Annotated in this window: 15 protein-coding genes; 8 read left to right on the plus strand and 7 right to left on the minus strand. The window is 74.4% G+C overall.

Annotation, left to right across the window (positions count from 1 at the left end; translation table 11 throughout):
- The first annotated feature begins 8 nt into the window (after nucleotides 1-8).
- The gene (locus WME96_RS19035; protein WP_437291530.1) at nucleotides 9-2,006 is read left to right on the plus strand and encodes an EAL domain-containing protein; all 1,998 of its coding nucleotides are present in this window, start codon (nucleotides 9-11) and stop codon (nucleotides 2,004-2,006) included.
- A gap of 46 nt (nucleotides 2,007-2,052) precedes the next feature.
- Here WME96_RS19035 and WME96_RS19040 read toward each other — a convergent pair whose 3' ends face one another.
- Nucleotides 2,053-2,736: a cysteine hydrolase family protein gene (locus WME96_RS19040; RefSeq protein WP_437291531.1), complete on the minus strand. Its 684-nt coding sequence runs from the start codon at nucleotides 2,734-2,736 to the stop codon at nucleotides 2,053-2,055.
- A gap of 56 nt (nucleotides 2,737-2,792) precedes the next feature.
- Entirely contained in the window at nucleotides 2,793-4,169 is a 1,377-nt protein-coding gene (locus WME96_RS19045; RefSeq protein ID WP_437291532.1) for a nicotinate phosphoribosyltransferase, read from the minus strand.
- A 123-nt stretch (nucleotides 4,170-4,292) separates the two neighbouring features.
- Between WME96_RS19045 and folD the strand changes: the two genes are divergently transcribed.
- The 4 genes from folD (at nucleotide 4,293) to WME96_RS19065 (ending at nucleotide 7,944) form a co-directional block, all read left to right on the plus strand.
- Complete coding sequence (gene folD, locus WME96_RS19050) at nucleotides 4,293-5,156, plus strand: bifunctional methylenetetrahydrofolate dehydrogenase/methenyltetrahydrofolate cyclohydrolase FolD (protein WP_437291533.1); 864 nt, start codon at nucleotides 4,293-4,295, stop codon at nucleotides 5,154-5,156.
- Nucleotides 5,157-5,158: 2 nt separating this feature from the next.
- Nucleotides 5,159-6,433 carry an alpha/beta hydrolase gene (locus WME96_RS19055; RefSeq protein ID WP_437291534.1) on the plus strand — a complete coding sequence of 425 codons (1,275 nt, stop codon included), beginning with the start codon at nucleotides 5,159-5,161 and terminating at the stop codon, nucleotides 6,431-6,433.
- Entirely contained in the window at nucleotides 6,430-7,182 is a 753-nt protein-coding gene (locus tag WME96_RS19060; RefSeq protein ID WP_437291535.1) for a class I SAM-dependent methyltransferase, read from the plus strand. The genes WME96_RS19055 and WME96_RS19060 overlap by 4 nt, the downstream gene beginning before the upstream one ends.
- Nucleotides 7,183-7,512: 330 nt before the next feature.
- Nucleotides 7,513-7,944 carry a hypothetical protein gene (locus tag WME96_RS19065; protein WP_437291536.1) on the plus strand — a complete coding sequence of 144 codons (432 nt, stop codon included), beginning with the start codon at nucleotides 7,513-7,515 and terminating at the stop codon, nucleotides 7,942-7,944.
- A 21-nt stretch (nucleotides 7,945-7,965) separates the two neighbouring features.
- On the opposite strand, the gene WME96_RS19070 is transcribed toward WME96_RS19065, so the two are convergent.
- Nucleotides 7,966-8,655: an ATP-binding cassette domain-containing protein gene (locus tag WME96_RS19070; protein ID WP_437291537.1), complete on the minus strand. Its 690-nt coding sequence runs from the start codon at nucleotides 8,653-8,655 to the stop codon at nucleotides 7,966-7,968.
- A complete protein-coding gene (locus WME96_RS19075; protein WP_437291538.1) occupies nucleotides 8,655-9,971 on the minus strand; it encodes a hypothetical protein in 1,317 nt (438 codons plus the stop codon). Before WME96_RS19075 ends, WME96_RS19070 begins: the two co-directional genes overlap by 1 nt.
- 139 nt (nucleotides 9,972-10,110) lie before the next feature.
- Here WME96_RS19075 and WME96_RS19080 point away from each other — a divergent pair, with 139 nt between their 5' ends.
- Entirely contained in the window at nucleotides 10,111-11,166 is a 1,056-nt protein-coding gene (locus WME96_RS19080; RefSeq protein WP_437291539.1) for a DUF72 domain-containing protein, read from the plus strand.
- Nucleotides 11,167-11,391: 225 nt separating this feature from the next.
- Nucleotides 11,392-12,957, plus strand: coding sequence for a phytoene desaturase family protein (locus tag WME96_RS19085; protein ID WP_437291540.1), 1,566 nt, complete (start codon nucleotides 11,392-11,394; stop codon nucleotides 12,955-12,957).
- Nucleotides 12,958-13,002: 45 nt separating this feature from the next.
- On the opposite strand, the gene WME96_RS19090 is transcribed toward WME96_RS19085, so the two are convergent.
- From WME96_RS19090 to WME96_RS19100, 3 genes are all read right to left on the minus strand, one after another.
- A complete protein-coding gene (locus tag WME96_RS19090) occupies nucleotides 13,003-13,296 on the minus strand; it encodes a hypothetical protein (RefSeq protein ID WP_437291541.1) in 294 nt (97 codons plus the stop codon).
- 316 nt (nucleotides 13,297-13,612) lie between these two features.
- Complete coding sequence (locus WME96_RS19095) at nucleotides 13,613-14,509, minus strand: nucleotidyltransferase family protein (RefSeq protein ID WP_437291542.1); 897 nt, start codon at nucleotides 14,507-14,509, stop codon at nucleotides 13,613-13,615.
- 114 nt (nucleotides 14,510-14,623) lie between these two features.
- Nucleotides 14,624-16,162 carry a protein kinase domain-containing protein gene (locus WME96_RS19100; protein ID WP_437291543.1) on the minus strand — a complete coding sequence of 513 codons (1,539 nt, stop codon included), beginning with the start codon at nucleotides 16,160-16,162 and terminating at the stop codon, nucleotides 14,624-14,626.
- 289 nt (nucleotides 16,163-16,451) lie between these two features.
- Here WME96_RS19100 and WME96_RS19105 point away from each other — a divergent pair, with 289 nt between their 5' ends.
- Nucleotides 16,452-17,132, plus strand: a complete 681-nt coding sequence (locus WME96_RS19105; protein WP_437291544.1) for a hypothetical protein — start codon at nucleotides 16,452-16,454, stop codon at nucleotides 17,130-17,132.
- Nucleotides 17,133-17,880 lie beyond the last annotated feature (748 nt).

Consider the following 17,880-nt stretch of genomic DNA (forward strand, 5'->3'; position numbering starts at 1 on the left):
ACGGGGTGGTGGCAAAGATCGAAGACCGGCCGGAGTCGAGCCTGCACGCCACGTTCGATCGCTCGGACGCGCATCGTGGCTCGCCGGACAAACAGCTCACGGCGTGGCTGTCCGAGGTCGACGTCGGCGTGATCGAGATCGACGCCGAGCAGCGCGTGGTGCGCTTGAACGGGGCGGCGGAGCGGCTGACGGGCTGGTCGATCGTCGAGGCGCGCGGCGCGCTGCTCGATCGCGTGCTCCGGCTGATCCCCGCGGCGGGGGCGACGAGCGGAGAGCCGGACATCGACGTCGGAGAGATGAACGAGCTGTTCGACGAGGGCGCGCCCGCGAAGGCCGCGGCACCCGCGCTCACGCCGCGGCGCGAGCCCGTGGTGCCGCTCGCGCCGGTGATCATCGACGAGGGCGCGCTGCGCACGCCGGGCGCGCCGCTCGCCGCGCCGGACGCGGGCGCCGCGGGCAGGCCGCAGGGGCGGTACACCGCGCTGCTCGAGCGCCGCGACGGGTCCGTGCTCCCCATCCTCCACACGATCGGCGCGCTCACCGGGCGGCCGACGCGCGAGAGCCAGCGCGACTCGAAGCCGCCTCCCCCGCCCGGGCAGATCGTCCTCTTCCGCGAGCTCGGCGCGCCGGGGCCCTTGCCGATCCACCCGGCCAAGCCGCGCTACGACGCGCTGACGCGGCTCCTCGATCGGTACGCGATCATCGATCGCATCGAGGAGGCGCTGAACGACTGCAGGAAGAACGGGACGCCGTACGCGCTCTGCTACATCGACCTGGATCGGTTCCGGCTCGTGAACGCGACGTGCGGGCACGAGGCGGGCGACGATCTGCTCCAGTGGGTCGCGACGCGCGTGCACGAGATCGTGGGGCCGAAGGACGCGGCCGGGCGGATCGGCGGCGATGAGTTCGTCCTCCTGCTCGCCGACAAGGGCGAGCGCGAGGCGGAGCGGATCGCGCGCGACCTGCAGATCTGCCTGCTCGAGTTCAGGTTCGGGTGGGCCGAGAAGACGTTCTCGATCGGCGCGAGCATCGGGCTCGTGGTGCTGACCCCCCACTTCGAGCGGGCCGTCGACGTGCTCGGCGCCGCGGATCACGCGTGCCGGATCGCGAAGGAGAACGGGCGCGGGAGGCTGCAGGTCTACCTCGACGACCAGCAGATGACGACGAGCCGGCGCTCGATGCAGTGGGTCGCGAGCCTGCAGCGCCACCTCGCCGAGGGGCGGCTCAGGCTCTACGCCCAGGGGATCCACCCGCTCGTCAAGCCGGGCGCGGCGCACACGCCGAAGGGCGCGCACTTCGAGGTGCTCGTGCGGCAGCTCGGCGAGGACGGCCGGTTCTACTCGCCGGTCGGCATCATCCAGGCGGCGGAGCAGAGCGGCCTGATCCACGTCATCGATCGCTACGTCGCGCGGCAGGCGTTCCGGCTGATCGGCGCGCTGCCGCAGCACGCGCTGCGGCGCCTCGACACGTGCTCGATCAACCTGTCGGGGGTGTCGCTGCTGCGCGAGGGCCTGCTCGACTTCCTCGTCGAGCAGCTCCACCGGGCGCAGGTGCCGCCGAGCAAGATCTGCTTCGAGATCACCGAGACGGCGGCGCTCGCCAACCTCGGCGAGGTGCTGTGGTTCATGCAGGAGCTCGGCGCCATGGGGTGCCGGTTCGCCATCGACGACTTCGGCAGCGGGCACGCGTCGTACGGCTACCTGGAGAGCCTGCCGGTCGACTACGTGAAGATCGACGGCATGTTCGTGCGCGATCTGCACGACAACTCGCTCCACCGCGCGATCGTCGAGTCGGTGCACCGCATCGGCGACACGCTCGGCATCAAGACCGTCGCCGAGCAGGTGGAGAACCAGGAGATCGCCGATCTGCTCACGTCGATGGGCATCCACTACGCGCAGGGGTGGCACTTCGACAAGCCGCAGCCGCTCGTGGACCTCTGCGGGTCGCTACGCGCGCAGGGCGACCCGAGCGACCCGGACCCGACGGGCTCCCCGGCGGGCCGCTGACGGCGCCGGCGCGACGGCGTCGAAGCGACGCGCCGCCGCGCCCTCGTCAGACGAGCACGGTCGACGACGTCGTGAGGGCGACGCCGGCGGCTTGCATCTCGCCGAGCGCGGCGGCGACGCCGGCCTCGGTGATGCCGGCGACGGCGTCGGTCAGGAGCGTCGTGCGGTAGCCGCGCTGGACCAGACCGAGCGCGGCGGCGCGGACGCAGTAGTCGGTCGCCACGCCGTAGACGACGAACTCCGGCGCGCCGCCGAGCGCCGCCGAGAGCTCGCGCAGGAACCCCTCGGCGACGGGGTTCGCGAACAGGCTGTAGACCTCCTTCTCGAAGTAGACGCCGTGGGTCTGGCCGGTCGCGAGCTCGCGCACCGCCGTGTCGACCGGCGCGTCCGGGACGTTGGGGATGAAGCGGAAGCGCGGCGGGAGCGTGCCCTCGACCTTCAGCCAGCCCGGCGTCCCCTTCACGCAGTGATCGGGGAAGCCCGGCTTGCCGCCCTCGGGGGCCGGCGTGTCGTTCGAGCCGAACTCCCACGCGTCCCACGCGTGCGAGTCGACCGAGCCGACGATCGGGATCCCGCGCGCGACCGCGTGCTCCGTGAGCCGCCGGAACAGCGCGTTCGGCGAGCCCTTCACGTACAGCGCGCCGGTCTCATCGCAGAAGTCCCGCTGCACGTCGACGTCGACGAACACCCTCGGGGGCGACGGTTGCCGGGTCATGTTGCCACTCGCCATGTCCTCTCTCCTCTCGCGTCGAGGCGCGCAGCGCGCGGCGGCGCCCCGCGCGCTCCTTACTTTGCGCCGGCGACGACGCGGGCGCGCACCGTCTCGACGAGCGCGCCGAGCTGCGGCGACACCTCGACCGCGAACGCCGCGCCCGGCGCGGGATCGTCGTCGATGCGCCGCATCGCCTCCGGCAGCGCGCCGAGCTGCTCGCGCACGCGCGACCGGATCGCGTCGAGCCCCTCGGGCGGCGCGACGCGCGCGCCGCGCTTCATCACGGGCGCGAGCAGCGGCTCGGCCCCGGCGCCCAGGGGCTCGCTGTCGAGCGCGATGACGTCGCGCGCGAGCTTGCCGGCCTGGTCGTGGAAGCGGTGCACCTGGTGCGCGCCGGGAAGGGTCGCCTTCCCCTCCGAGAACTTCGCGATCGGCGTGCGCTCGCCCGCGGCGCCCGGCTCGACGCCGCCGATCTCCACGAGCTTGTAGACGCCGCCCAGCGAGGGGGCGTCGATCGAGGTCACGAGGTCCGTCCCGACGCCGTAGAGGTCGATGGGCGCCCCGGCGCGCCTGAGCTCGGCGATGCGGTGCTCGTTGAGGTCGCCCGACGCGACGATCTTCGCCGAGGCGCACCCTGCCGCGTCGAGGATCCTGCGCACGGCCACGCTGAGCGCGCCGAGATCGCCGGAGTCGATGCGCACGCCCTTCAGCTTGTCGCGCGCGATCGCCGCGGCGCGCGCGGCGCCGACGAGCGTGTCGTACGTGTCGATGAGCAGGATCGCCGCGCTCGGGAAGACGGCGACGTAGCTCTCGAACGCGGCCTCCTCGGTCGGGTGGGCCATGGTCCACATGTGCGCGGCCGTGCCGAGCACCGGGATGCCGAAGCGCATCCCGGCCTCGACGTTGGAGGTGCCGACGCAGCCGACCGCGTACGCGGCCCGCGCCGCGTCGAGCGCCGCCTCCGGGTGAGCCCTGCGGGTGCCAAACTCCATGACGCCCGCGTCGCCGGCGGCGAGGACGACGCGCGCGGCCTTCGACGCGATCGCGGTCGCGTGGTTGATCGCCGACAGGGCGAACGTCTCGATGAGCTGCGCCTCGATGAGCGGCGCCGTGACCCGCAGGAGCGGCTCGTTCGGGAAGAACACCGTCCCCTCCGGGACGGCCCAGACGTCGCCGTGGAAGCGGAAGCTCCGCAGGTAGGAGCAGAACGCCGGCGTCATCGCGTCGGCGAGCGCGGGGATCGCGCTCAGGTAGGCGATCTGCTCGTCGGTGAAGCGGAGCCCCTCGAGGTAGCGCACGACCCGGTCGAGCCCCATCGCGACGAGGAAGCGGCGGTGCCTGGGCAGCCGCCGCACGAAGAGCTCGCACGTCGCGACGCGCGAGGTCATGCCGCGGTGGAAGTATCCCGCCGCCATCGTGAGCTGGTAGAGGTCGGTGTGCAGCGCGTCCACCGCTCATGGCTAGAGACGCTGGACGGAAGGGTCAACCTGAACATCGCGCGGCGGATGTTCCGGTCGTCGCGTTCCGCACGCCGCGCCCCCGGGATGGCCGCGGGTGGTCTAAGCTCCGCGGCCGTGGCAGCGAAGATCCTGGACGGCAAGGCGATCGCACAGAAGGTCCGCGACGAGGTGCGGGAGGGGGTGGCCCGCTTCGCGGCCGCCCACGGCCGGCCCCCTGGCCTCGACGTGGTGCTCGTCAGCGAGGACCCGGCCAGCGTGACCCACACGCGGACCAAGGAGCGGATGTCGAACGAGGTCGGCATGCGGGGCCGGCTCCTCACGCTCCCCGCCGCGACGACCGAGGACGCGCTGCTCGCGCGCATCGCGGAGCTCAACGCGGACGACACGGTCGACGGGATCCTCGTCCAGCTCCCGCTGCCGGGGCACATCCGGGAGCAACGCGCGCTCGAGGCCATCGATCCCGCGAAAGACGTCGACGGGCTCCACCCGGTGAACGCGGGGCTGCTCGCGATGGGCCGCCCGGGCGTGCTCGCGCCGTGCACGCCCAGGGGGTGCATGCGCCTGCTCGCCGAGGCGGGCGTCGAGATCGCCGGGGCCCGCGCGGTGGTGGTCGGGCGGAGCAACCTCGTCGGCAGGCCGATGGCGGCGCTCCTGCTCGCGCAGCACGCGACGGTCGCGATCGCCCACACCCGCACGCGCGATCTGCAGGCGCTCTGCCGCGAGGCCGACATCCTCGTCGTCGCCGCGGGCAGTCCGGGGCTCATCCGCGGCGACTGGATCAAGGAAGGGGCGACGGTGATCGACGTCGGCCTGAACCGCAACGAGGCAGGCAAGCTGGTGGGCGACGTCGATTTCGACGCCGCCAGGGAGCGCGCCGCGTGGATCACGCCGGTGCCGGGCGGCGTCGGCCCGATGACGATCGCCTCGCTGCTCGAGACGACGCTGCGCGCGGCGGAAGCGCGGGTGGCGGCGCAGTAGCCGTGGCCGCGCCGGGGTGGGACGCGGCGGCTCGGCGCGCGGCCGCAGGCGCGGGGATCCTCGCCGCGCTCGCGGGCTGCGGCGACGCGGAGCCGGGCGGCTCACGGCGCGCGTCGGACGGCGCCGCGACGGGCGCGGGCGGCCAGGGCGGCGGCGCGAGCGAGACGCCGGTCGAGGCGATCCTCGCCGCGCTGCGGGAGGATCGCGACGCGGCGCTGCTCGCGCACGCGGCGCGGACCGGCTGGCCCGTCCCCGTGGACGGCGGCTACCTCTTCGTCTCGACCAGCGCGACCCTGCGCCTGCTCGCGGGCGAGCACGACGCGTGGACCGGCGCGGAGATGACCGGCGACGCCGGCTTCCACTGGATCGTGCTGAACGTGCCCGCGGGCGCTCGCTACAAGTTCACCGACGGGACCGCGTGGGCCGCCGATCCGTGGTCGCGCGCGTGCACCTACGACGAGTTCGGCGAGATGAGCCTCGTCGCGCCCCGCGAGGCGCACCTCGAGCGCCACTTCGCCGTGGGCGACGCGGCGACGGCGCCGCGCACCGTGCGCGTGTGGGTCCCGGAGGGGGCCGTGGACCGGGTCCTCTACGTGCACGACGGCCAGAACCTCTTCGATCCCGCGGGCCCGGCGGGCGGCTGGCACCTCCAGGATCACGCGCCGCCGGGGGTGCTCCTCGTCGGCGTCGACAGCACCCCGGCGCGGCTCGCGGAGTACACGCACGTCGAGGATCGCATCGAGGTGGGCGGCGCGCTGATCGGCGGAGAGGGCGACGCCCATGCCGACTTCCTGAGGGACACGGTCCGGCCGTTCATCAGGGCGCGGTACGGCGAGCCGGGTCCGATCGGGGTCATGGGCTCGTCGCTCGGGGGCCTCATCAGCTTCCACGCCGCCGCGCGCCACCGGGGCGACTACGCGTTCGCCGCGAGCCTGTCCGGCACGATGGGCTGGGGCAGCATCGGGGCGGACGTCCGCCACGAGACGATGATCGAGCGGTACGCGGCGCACACGGAGCGCGCGGCGACGCTCTACCTGGACTCGGGCGGCGGCGGCGATTGCGTCGACGGCGACGGCGACGGCATCGAGGACGACGACCCGGCAGCGGCCGACAACTACTGCGAGAACCTCCAGCTCCGGGACGTCCTCACGAGGGCGGGGTCGCCGTACGTGGAGGGCGAGAGCGTGTTCTACGCCTGGCACGCGGGCGCGGCGCACGACGAGGCGGCGTGGGCCGCGCGCGTGGCCGAGCCGCTGCGGATCTTCGGGGCGCTGTGACGAGGGAGCCCGCGCGACCGGAGCCGCCCCAGCAGCCGGCAGAGGCCCTCGCGCGGGACGAGCGCGCCGCGGCGTTCGTGGCGCGCGAGACCGCCGTGGCCTGCCCGCCGTTCGTCCCCGAGGTGCGGCTCCACCTCGCGACCGAGGTCACGCCGCTCTGGCACGCGACCGAGGCGGCGCTCGCGCGCGCGGGCGTTCCGCCGCCCTACTGGGCGTTCGCGTGGGCCGGCGGGCAGGCGCTCGCGCGGTACCTGCTCGACCATCCCGCCGTCGTCTCCGGCAAGCGCGTGCTCGATCTCGCCGCCGGCGGGGGCGTCGTCGCGATCGCCGCGGTCCGCGCCGGCGCGGCGCGCGTGAGCGCCGCGGACATCGATCCGTTCGCCGCCGCGGCGCTCCGGCTGAACGCGGCGTTGAACGGCGTCGCCTTCGACGTGATCACGGAGGACCTCACGGCGAGCGCCGCAGCCGGCGCGTGGGACGTCATCGTGGCGGGCGACGTCTGCTACGAGCGCGCGATGGTCGACCGCGTGCTTCCGTGGCTGCGCGCGCAGGCCAGGGACGCGGCGGCGGTGCTCGTGGGGGATCCGGGGCGCTCGTATTGCCCCACGGAAGGCGTCGACGAGATCGCGCGTTACCTCGTCCCGACCTCGCTCGATCTCGAGGGCCGCGAGCAGCGCGAGACACGGGTGCTGCGGCTGCTGCCGCTCGCCCGGAGCGCCGAGGTGGATTCGACGCCCGATGGAGAATAGGAACACGTCATGAGTCGATCTGCGATGGTCCTCGCAGGCGTCCTGCTCGCCACCGCCTGCGGGCGCGGCGATGTGGCGCCAGCCTCATCCACGACAGCCGCGGTGCCTGGCACCGAGAATCGAGCTCAGCCTTCCTCGACCGCGACCCCGGCCGCCTCGACATCGTCCGCTCCGTCCGCGCCACGCACGGCGACGACCCCCGACGCAGCGGCTGCCGCCGGGAGCCCCAGCGCCGCCCGGGAGGCGCCACACGATCCGCGCATCGAGGAAATCCGGAATAAATACGCGGAGATCCAGACGGACAAGGAGCTGAAAGAGAGCGAGTTCCGCATGGCGTGTCCTGCTGACGAGGGGAGCGCCGAGATACGGCTGCACCAGAAGAACAACGCTGTCTCGAGGGCAGAGCTCAAGGACATCGCCGCGGGAGACGCCGGGTCCACCTACCAGTTCTATTACGATAGCGGAAAGCTCATCTTTGCCCTGAATGACGCCTTCCCGTTCGGCGATGTCACGGCGACCCGCCTTCTCCAGCGCAGATACTACTACCACCAGGGCAGCCCGATCCTCTGCACGAGGAAGAGCGTGGAGGGCCCCGCCGATCAAGTCGAATCCCTGCTGCACAAGGCGCCCAACGAGCCTGTCGACTGCTCCTTCGCGCCCAAGGTACAACGACTGGCTTCGGCGGTGGTGCGGGGCGCAGCGGCGACCGACGAGCTGAAGAAGCTGCTCTGCCCGCAGCCGCCCAGGCGGACCGGCCGGTAGGAAGCGTCCGGCGGCAGGTCTTCACGGGCAGTGAACCCCCTGCCCCGCTCCCCCCTCCAGGGCCACGCCCGCAGCGTCTCCGGCGCCGGGCGCGCCGAGCCGACCCGCGCTCAGCCGCCGCGGCCGTCCACCGAGCGCCGCGGCGAGCGCCGGGTCGTTCGTCGTGAGGAGGGTCGCCTTCCCCTCGGCGCGGCGCTGCTCGATGAGCTCGATCACGGTGCGCGCGCCCTCGGCGTCCAGGCCGTTCGTCGGCTCATCGAGCACGAGCAGCCACGGGTCGCCCACCAGCGCGGCGAGCAGGAGCGCGCGCTTGCGCTGGCCGAACGACAGCCCGGAGAGGCGCTGCCGGTACAAGGCGCCCGCGCCGATCCGCTCGACCCACGCGCGGTCGAGCGGCGGCGCCTGCTTGAGCGCGCGCACGAGGGCGCAGAGCTCGGCGACCTGGAGGTCGGGGAGCGCCTCGGTCGCGTCGGGGGCGTAGCCGAGGCGGCGCCGCGCCGCGGCCCCGCCGCCGTGGATGGGATCGCCCGAGAGCGTCACTGCGCCGCGATCGGGCTCCAGCACCCCGGCGACGATCCGCAGCAAGGTCGATTTGCCGGCGCCGTTGCCGCCCATCACCACCGCCACGTCGGCAGGCCCGCAGCGGAGATCGACGCCGGAGAGCACGTCCCTGCCCGCGAGCCGCTTGTGGATCCCCGTCGCCTCCAGCATCACCGCGCCGCCCCCTCTCGTACCGCGGCGCCGCGCCCGCGGCTCCGCGAAGACCAGCACGCCCCGGCGGGCACCGCGAGCCACGCGGCCGCGGGAGCCCAGGCCGCGAGCGCGAGCTCGCGCAGCGTCCACGCGGTCGCGGTCGCCGCCACGACGGCGACAAGCGCCGTGAGGAGCACCCGGCTGCTGTCGCGGCCGTCCTCCCGCACCGACCAGCGGACGCAGCCGAGCGCAACCGCGGACAGGAGCAGCCCCGCGAGCGCCGCGCCGCCGAGGACGCGCAGCGCCGCGAGGGGCGCCGCGCGGTGGAGCGCCCCGACCGCCGCCCCGTGCGCGAGCGCGAGCGCCGTCACCGGCGCGGCGACCGCCGCAGCGGCGGCGCCCGCCCTGAGCGGCGCCGCCGCGCCGCAGGCGGCGAGGAGCCACGCGATCCGCCGCTCCTCGCGGAGCACCGGGCCGGCGAGGCCGGCGCCCGCGCAGAGCGCGAACGGCGCGAGCGCGACGAGCGACGCCGCGGCGAGCGGCTCGTCCGCGAGCGGCCCGGTGCTCCGGGCATAGGCAGCCCCGATGAACGCGCCGAGCGCCGCGAGCGCCACGGCGCGCACGAGCACCGCGCGGTGGCCGCGCACCAGCGCCGCCAGGTAGGCGAGCGCGAGCGAGGCGAGCGCGCCGCCGAGGACGGACGCAGCGGACGGGATCAGCGAGGGATCGCGGCCGGCGGCGACCTCCGGCGCGCGCACGAACGTCGCGCGCAGCCCGACGACGAGCGCCGGCGCGGAGCAGGCGAGCAGGATCGGCGCCGGCGCCCCGAGCAGGATCGCGCCGGCGAGCAGCGACAGGGGCGCGAGCTCGCGCGCGCCGCGCGGCCGGGCGAGGAGCATCCCGTGCGCCGCGATCGCCGCGGCGCCGGCGGCGCAGCCGGCGAGCGCCCCGGCGGCCGGGCCGTCGAGCGCGCCGACGCCGATCGACCAGAGCGCCACCCAGGGGAGCTCGGCGACCGCGAGGAGCAGCGCGTGCGCCGCGAGGAGCTGGGCCCGCGGGACGGGCAGCGCGCGCAGGAAGAAGGTCGCCGGAGCGCGGAGCAGCGCGCGCGCCGCGGGCATCGCGACGAGCAGCCACACCGCCCACAGCGCGAGCCGGAACGGGAGCGACGCGCCCGCGAGGCCGGTGAGCTGCGAGGGGTGCATCCCGTTGCCCCCGAACACGACCGCCGCGACGAGGCCTAGCCCCATGTACAGCGGCATTGCGCGCGCGACGGCGTCCTTGCCGGCCGTCGAGACCAGGGTGCGCAGGACGAGGGTGAAGCGGCGCAGCACGTCACGAGCTTGTACCCCGGGGCGGGCTGGATGTTCCCGGAGGAACCGCGCTGAGGCGCGCGGCCGGGTCCCGGGGAGCTCCAGAAGACGTAGAATCGCCCGGGTGGGCCGCTCACCCGGGCGCCGTGGCGCCTCCCCCATGCAGCTCTCGCTGTTCGAACCAGCGCCTGGCCCCGCCGCCGCCGAGGCGCCCGCGGCCAGCGAGCCCGACGCGATGGCGGCGGTCTACGACGAGGCCGCCCGCGTCGCGGCGCGGCTGCCGAAAGGCGTGCTCCTCGGCACGAGCTCGTGGAGCTTCCCGGGCTGGCAGGGCCTCGTCTACGCCCGGCGGCGGAGCACGGAGGAGCTCGCGCGCGACGGCCTCGCCGAGTACGCCCGGCACCCGCTGCTCACGACCGTCGGCATCGACCGCAGCTTCTACGCCCCCATCCCCGACAGCGACTTCCGTCGCTACGGGGCCCAGCTCCCGGACGGCTTCCGGTGCGTGTCGAAGGCGCTGCACGCCGTCGTCTCCCAGACCGTGCACCATGGGCAGACGCCGTCGGGCGAGGAAGATGCGCGGCGCGACGACCGCGCGCGCGTCGAGCCGAACCCGGACTTCCTGTCGGTGCCGCTGTTCCTGTCGCGCGTCGCCGCGCCGCTGATGTCCTCGTTCCGGGCCCACGCGGGGCCGGTGCTGCTGGAGCTGCCTCCGGTCGGCCCGTCCCACCGGCTCCCGCCGCGCGCGTTCTTCGAGCGGCTCGACGCTTTCCTGGGCGCGCTGCCGCGCGAGCTCACCTACGCCGTCGAGATCAGGGAGCGCGCCTACCTCACCGGCGAGTACCGGGAGATCCTCGGCGCGCGCGGCGTCGCCCATACCTACAGCTACTTTCGCACCATGCCGACGCCCGGACCCCAGGCGGACGTGGTGCCCGTCTCGAACGCGCCGTTCGCGCTCGTGCGGCTCCTGCTCAAGCCAGGGCGCCGCTACGAAGCAGAGCAGCGGCGGTTCCACCCCTTCGACAGGGTGGTCGAGCCCGATCCCGCCATGCGCGCGGAGGTCGCGCGGATCGTGTGCGAGGCCGCGGCGCTGGGCATGGAGAGCTTCGTGCTCGTGAACAACAAGGCGGAGGGGTCGGCGCCCTTGACCGTGCGCGCGATCGCCGAGGAGGTCGCCGCCGCGTGGGAGGCGCCGAGGGCGGCCGCAGGGAGCTGATCCGGGCCAGGAGCGAGCGGTCGGCGCAGCGCGCGCTGCGCCGAGGACAGACTGGAAAGGGCCCCCCGACGCGGCGGCTCTCGGGCCAGCGCGGCGCGCTCGCCGGGATTCCGGGGCGCGAAAAGACTCTCCCCGACCGACCATCCGTGCAACACCTCGCGCGAGTGGCCGGGCGCCGGCGCGCCGGGCCGCGGCAGAGGACGCGCACAACGCTGGAGGTGCCCCGTGAAACGCAGTGAAGCTCCGGCCCGGGCCGACGTCGTCATCGTCGGCGCGGGCCACAACGGTCTCGTCGCCGCCGTCCTCCTCGCCCGCCGCGGGCTCGAGGTGGTGGTGCTCGAGGAGAAGGACGCCGTGGGCGGCGCGGTGAAGACCGAGCACCCGTTCGCGAAGGCGCCGAAGCTCGGCGTCTCGAGCGGCGCCTACCTGCTCGGGCTCGCCCCCCCCGAGCTGCTCCGCGAGGTCGGCGTCGACCTGCCCCTCCGGCGGCGCGATCCGCACTACTTCGTCCCGACGACAGACCGGCGCTACCTGCTCTTCGGCTCGGACCAGGCCGCCATGAGGCGGCAGTTCCTGGAGTTCTTCTCCCAGCAGGACTGGGAGGCGAACAGCGCGCTCCAGGCCGAGCTCGCCGCGCTCCGGGACGACATCGCCCCGACCTGGCTAGAGGAGCCGCTCTCCATCGAGGAGACCGCGGAGCGCTACGTGCGCCCCGCCCTCCGGCAGACGTTCGTGGCGCTCTGCCGGGGCACGATCTCCGAGTACCTCGCGCGGTTCGGCTGGAAGAGCGATCTGCTCCAGGCGATGTACGCCGTGACCGACGCCTTCTCCGGGCTGGCCGGCGGCTTCGACACGCCCGGCACCGGGATGAACTTCCTCGTCCACAACATGTGCCGCCTCCCCGGCGCGGACGGGACGTGGATGATCGTCGAGGGCGGGATGGGCACGGTCAGCCGCCTCTTCGCCGAGAAGGCGAGGTCCGAGGGCGCGACGATCGTCACCGGCGTCCGGGTCGCGCAGATCGAGTCGTCCGGGGGCGCCGTCTCCGGGGTGCTGCTCGAGGACGGGACGCGCATCGCCGCGAAGGTGGTCGTGTCGAACGCCGATCCGTTCCGCACCCGCGCGCTGGCCGGCGAGGCGGCGATCGGGGCGCCGCTGTCGGCGCGGCTCGACGCGCTCGCGAGGGACGGCTCGACGCTCAAGGTCAACATGGCCCTGACCGGCCTGCCCAGGTTCACGTGCCTCCCGGAGGACCGCGGGCAGTTCGGGCCGACGATCCACCTCCTGCCGGACGAGGACGTCGTGATGGACACGCTGCGGCAGGCCCACCGCGACGCGATGAGCGGGCGCCTCCCCGAGTTCCCCGCGATCGAGTGGTACTTCCACACGCCGATCGACCCGAGCCTGCGCGACGCCGAGGGCCACCACAACGCCGCGCTCTTCGTGCAGTGGGTGCCCTACGCGCTCGCGGGCGGCGAGACGTGGGCCGAGGCCGCGCCGCGCTACGTGAAGCACCTGCTGTCGATCTGCGATCGCTTCGCGCCGGGGATGAGCGACCTCGTGCTGGACACGTTCACGCTGGCGCCGCCGGACATCGAGCGGCACTTCGGGATCACGCGGGGGCACATCCACCACATCGACAACGGCTTCGGCTTCGCCGATCGCGTGCCGTACCGGTTCGGGCTCGCCGGGCTCTACTCGTGCAGCGCCGGCACGCACCCGGCCGGATCGGTCATCGGCGCGGCGGGGCACAACGCCGCCAGGGCCGCGCTCGCCGATCTGGGCGCGTGAGGGCCGCCGGGGCCGCGCTCGCCGGCCTGGGCAGGTGACGGCCAGCTAGCCGCCCGCGCCGGGGCCGCCGCCGGTGCCCAGGTCGCCGCCACCGCCCGCGCCGAGGCCGCCACCGGTGCCCAGGTCGCCGCCACCGCCCGCGCCGAGGCCACCGCCTGCACCCAGGTCGCCGCCCGCACCCAGGCCACCGGCGCCGCCCTGCCCGCCGCCGAGGCCGCCAGCGCCGTCCTGCCCGCCGGAGGTCTGGCCGGCAGGCCCCTGCTCGCCGCCTCCCTGCGCGCCAGCCCCCTCGTCACCGGCGCTGTCGCCGCTGTTCTGCCCGCCAGGAGGCGTAGGCATCGGCATCGAGGGCGGGGACGGCGGCGGGAGGTCCGACCGCGATCGTTCTTCCACGCATGCGCCTCCGGCGAGCGCGGACAGCAGCAAGGGCAACTGCAGGAGCAGATGTCGCAGGGGCGTGTAGGACGTCGAGCGCATACCGGTGCACCGTGCCTTTCTGGGGTCGTTTCGCGGCTACATGGAGCGAAGGCCGGCCCATGCCCAGTGTCCCGGTACTCCAGATGTTCATCCGCTGCTCGGCGTCGCTCCAGTGGGGGCGGCCGTGGCGCCCGCCGCGCAGCGCGTCCCGCGTCGCCGTTCGGCCCTGGCGGAGCAATCACCCGGCCGCGCGCACGACGCGCCCCTGCGTCGTCACCACGGCGCGCTCCACGGACGCGGCGACGTCCACCTGCGCCCCCGGCCACACCACGCACCCGCGCAGCGCCCCGGCCCCCTCGACCCGCGCGCCCGCGCCCACGACGCTGCCGGTCACGTCCACGCCCTCGGCGACGGACGCGCCCGGGCCGACGTGGCTCTGCAGGCCGCGCTGCGCGAGCCAGCGCGCGCTCGCCGCGAGGTACGCGGCGACCGTGCCGATGTCGTGCCACTCGGCGGGCGCCGCGAACGTCGCGAGCGCGCGCCCCTCGCGCAGCCACGGCAGGTACACGTCCCCCACCATGCAGCCGCGCGCCGGCAGCCGCCGCCTGAGCGCCTCGCCGACCACGTGCACGCCCACGAAGTCGCCGCCCGCGACCTCCTCGCCGAAGCGCTCGCCGCGCAGCCGGACCACCTCGCCGTGCGCGCCGACGCCCACGGTCCCCTCCCCGGCCGGCCGAGGCGCGACCGCGAGCGTCGCGGCCGCGCCGCGCTGGCCGTGCGCCGCGCAGAGCGCCGCCACGTCGAGGTCGATCAGGATGTCGCCGTTCCAGAGGATCACGTCGCCGTCGCCGAGCGCGCCCGCCGCGTTCGCCAGGCCCCCGGCGGTGCCGAAGGGCTCCGGCTCGTGCAGGACGTCGACCGGCACCGGGAACGCCGCGATCAGGTCGCGCGAGAAGCGCTCCGCGAGGTGAGACTTGTTCAGCGCGGCGCGCCGCACCCCGCCCGCGGCGAGCTGCTCGGCGATGTGCGCGATCAGCGGGCGGTCGCCGAGCCACAGGAGCGGCTTCGGCAGCTCGTCCGTGAGCGGGCGGAGCCGGGTCCCGAGCCCCGCAGCCAGGATCATGGCAGAGGCCATGCGCGGGAGGATCGCCCCTTCGCGGGAAACGTCAAAGAAATCGAGGGCGAGCGCGCGGTTGCGGGGCGCGGCCGCGCGGTTACGGGGCGCGGCCGCGGGTCGACCCCCGGGAGCTCACTCTCCCCGCACGAGGAGCTCGCGGGCCGCGCGCTCGAGCAGATCGTGCCCCGACACGTCGCCCTCCTCGAGGTGCGCGACGCCGATGCGGATGACCATCCGGAACGGCATCGATGGGATGCGCCGGAAGCGGTGCTGGCGCACCTTCTCGCCGAGCACCTTCGCGAACGCGGACGAGCGCGTCCTGCCGATCCCGGGGCAGACGATCGCGAGGACGTCGCGGCGGTACCGCCCGAGCAGCCCGCCTTCCGGCACGTAGATCCGGACGACGCGCGCGAGGTCGCCGAGGATGCGTTCGACCCCCGCGCGCCCGTGCTTCTCCTCGATGTCCTGGAGGCCCTCCACGCCGAGCAGCAGCAACGAGAGCCTCCTCGTCCGCTGCTCCCTGGCGCGCTGGACCTCCTTCTTCAGGAAGGCCCGCAGCCGCTCCTCGTGGACGACCGCGGCGAGATCCTCGTCGCGTTGCCGCGCGTCGCCGTCGCGTTGCCGCGCGTCAGCCGGCTTCGGCCCGGGCTCCGGGGGCTTCGGCGCGGGATCGGGCGACGCGACCGCGCGCCGGTCGTCGAGCTCGATCCCGCGGCGGGATGACGGCGGAGGGTTCGTGGGGGGGACGGGCGCCGGGGGCGGCGTGGACGGCGCGGGCGTGCCGAGGGCCTCCGCCAGGAGGGTGACAGCCGTGGTCGCGCGCTCGAAGCGGTCCCTGGGGTCGATCGCGGTGGCCTGCTGGAACCAGGCGTCGAAGGCGGGCGGCAGCCGGACGCTCCGGCGCCGCGCGGCGCGGGCGCTCGGCGGCTCGGGCAGGCCCGCCGCCATCCGCTGCAGGAGCGCGAAGATCGAGGGCAGCACGTTGGCCTCGGTAAGCCAGTAGGGGCTGCCCACGAGCAGCGTGAAGGCGACGTGCGCGAGCGCGTGGATGTCGGCCTTCGGTCCGACGGCGCCGTCGCCGCGGATCTGCTCGGGCGCCATGTAGAGCGGCGTCCCGACGAGCGCCGTGCGATCCGCCATGCTGCTCTGCGCCGCGACCTTGGCCAGGCCGAAGTCGAGGACCTTGACGCATGGGGACCCGTCGTCCCGCCTCGTCAGGAAGAGGTTCGCGGGCTTGAGGTCCCGGTGGACGATCGCCGCCGCGTGCATCTTGTCGAGCGCGCGCGCGACCTGGGACAGGTAGAGCACCACCTCCCCCGGCGGCAGCGGGCCGCGCCGCGCCGAGAGGGTCGCGAGCTCCTCGCCCTGGAGGAGGTCCATGACGAGGAAGGGCATCCCGGAGTCGGCGTCGATGCCGGCGTCGGAGACCGGGACGATGTGATCGCTCTCGATCGCGCCGGTGATCTTGGCCTCCTGGGCGAACCGGGCGCGCATGCTCGGGTCCTGGATCGACCCCGGGAGCATCACCTTGAGCGCGCGGCGGCGGTCGGTGACCTCGTCCACGACCTCGTACACCGCCCCCATTCCGCCCGCCTTGATCGCGCGGACGACACGGTATCGCCCGTGGAAGATCGTGTCGGGCTTGAGCGGTGCGAGGCTCGGCGGATCCATCGGGAGATCGAGGCCATAGGAGCATAGATCGGACAGGGCCCGGGCCGATCGCCGTTCGCGCCGGGGCGTCGTCGGCGCGGAGAGCAGGGCCGTGGGCGCCGTGTCGGCGCGGGCGCGCCGCCGACGTCGCCCCGGCGGCCGCGTCGGCCCGGTCGTGCTCGCTCCGGCCTGAACGCGGTTCGCCGGCGGGGCGCTGTGTGCGCTGCGCCGGCGCGTCCGTCGCCCTCCTGCGGGCGTATGGGCGGCCGAAAACTCGACGCCCCCGGTGGCCACGTGGTAGCTCCGCCGGGTGCGTTCACCTGCGCTCGCCGTCTTCTCCGCCGCGAGGCGGAGCTCCGCGCCCTGGGCCGCGGCCGGGTTGCTCGGCCTCGGGGCCGTGATCCTCGCAGCGCAGAGCTGCGGCAACGACGCCGTGGGCGTCGACGCCTGCCGGCGGATCGAGACGGCCCGGTGCGAGGCCGCCGCCGTGTGCCCGGAGTGGGTTGGAACGGCCAGCGCCGACGAGCGGGTGAAGACCTGCGTCGAGTTCTACTGGGACCAGTGCCTGCACGGCATCAAGGGGGTCACGACCAGCACGGGCACCGGCGCCGCGCTGGCGGAGCCGGCGGACGCCCAGGTCCAGGCCTGCGTCGACGCGGTCGGCGCGACGCGCGCGTGCGCGAGCGACAAGGTCGCTTCCATGGCGGAGTGCGCCGCCGAGCTCGCGGCCGGTGAGGACGGCTCGATCAGCCCCTGCGATGTGATCACCCAGCGGGCTCACGCGCTCGAAGCGTGCGCGTTCGTCGGGACGGATCAGCCCGCGGCGACCCCCGGCGGCGGTGGCGCGGGCGGCAGCAGCGCGGACGGGAGTGGCGGTGGCGCTGGCGGCATTAGCGCGGAGGGGGGCGGCGGCAGCAGCGCGGAGGGGGGCGGCGGCGGCAGCAGCGCGGACGGCGGCGGCGGCGGAGCTGGCGGCTCCGCGGATCCCTAGAGCGCCGATCGGCTTGAAACACCCAGGAATGAAGAGATTTGAACCACAGAGGCACAGAGGGCACAGAGGAACAACAACAAAAACTCTGTGCCCTCTGTGCCTCTGTGGTTCGTTTTCTCGGGGTTTCGACCTGTTTGGTCCTAAGGCATCGCGATCTCCACGAGACCTCGTCCTCGAGGCGCCCGTTTCAACGCTTGCCACGTCGCTCACGCCGGCTGCGTTTGCCCATGGGTGAGGAGCTCTATCGTCACTCACGCCGGTTGAAGAAAGCAGGACTGTGCTCAACTCCGACGCTGAAATACGTGACGACGCGGGCGCTTTGCTTGGCAACCTCAGACAGCGAAGCACAATATGCTCTGCTGCGCGTCGCTCACGCCGGTTGCTCGGAGAGGGCAGACGCGATCAAGACACCGGCGCTGGAGCCCGTGGCTGAACAGGAACTTTCTCGACAATCAATGGCCATAAACCGGCATAAACTCCACGCATCCAGCGCGCCCCACTTCTGAACTCGCGATCTGCCAACAGACGGACATCGCGACGGCGCCCGGGACACGAACGTTCAGGTCGCACGAGGCCGGCGAGCCGTTCTGGCGGCGGCCAGGCGACGCGGCGGGCGCTCTCGCGCCGGGGTGGCGCCGCTGACCGAAGCCGCGCGCCGGCCAGAGCGCACGGCCCGGTGGGGAGCGCGCTCCGGTCGCCGCCCTCCCCGCGCACGGCGCCGCGTTTCAGGTGGCGCCGTTCCCCGGCT

The organism is Sorangium sp. So ce406, assembly GCF_051474675.1.
Lineage (GTDB): Bacteria > Myxococcota_A > Polyangia > Polyangiales > Polyangiaceae > Sorangium > Sorangium cellulosum_G.

What these genes read in the sequence shown, in the direction of transcription:
- WME96_RS19040 (WP_437291531.1), bottom strand. Translation starts at nt 2,736, where the DNA reads ATGGCGAGTGGCAACATGACCCGGCAACCGTCGCCCCCGAGGGTGTTC.
- WME96_RS19095 (WP_437291542.1), bottom strand. Translation starts at nt 14,509, where the DNA reads ATGGCCTCTGCCATGATCCTGGCTGCGGGGCTCGGGACCCGGCTCCGC.
- WME96_RS19070 (WP_437291537.1), bottom strand. Translation starts at nt 8,655, where the DNA reads ATGCTGGAGGCGACGGGGATCCACAAGCGGCTCGCGGGCAGGGACGTG.
- WME96_RS19065 (WP_437291536.1), top strand. Translation starts at nt 7,513, where the DNA reads ATGGCGTGTCCTGCTGACGAGGGGAGCGCCGAGATACGGCTGCACCAG.
- WME96_RS19090 (WP_437291541.1), bottom strand. Translation starts at nt 13,296, where the DNA reads ATGCCTACGCCTCCTGGCGGGCAGAACAGCGGCGACAGCGCCGGTGAC.
- WME96_RS19080 (WP_437291539.1), top strand. Translation starts at nt 10,111, where the DNA reads ATGCAGCTCTCGCTGTTCGAACCAGCGCCTGGCCCCGCCGCCGCCGAG.
- WME96_RS19100 (WP_437291543.1), bottom strand. Translation starts at nt 16,162, where the DNA reads ATGGATCCGCCGAGCCTCGCACCGCTCAAGCCCGACACGATCTTCCAC.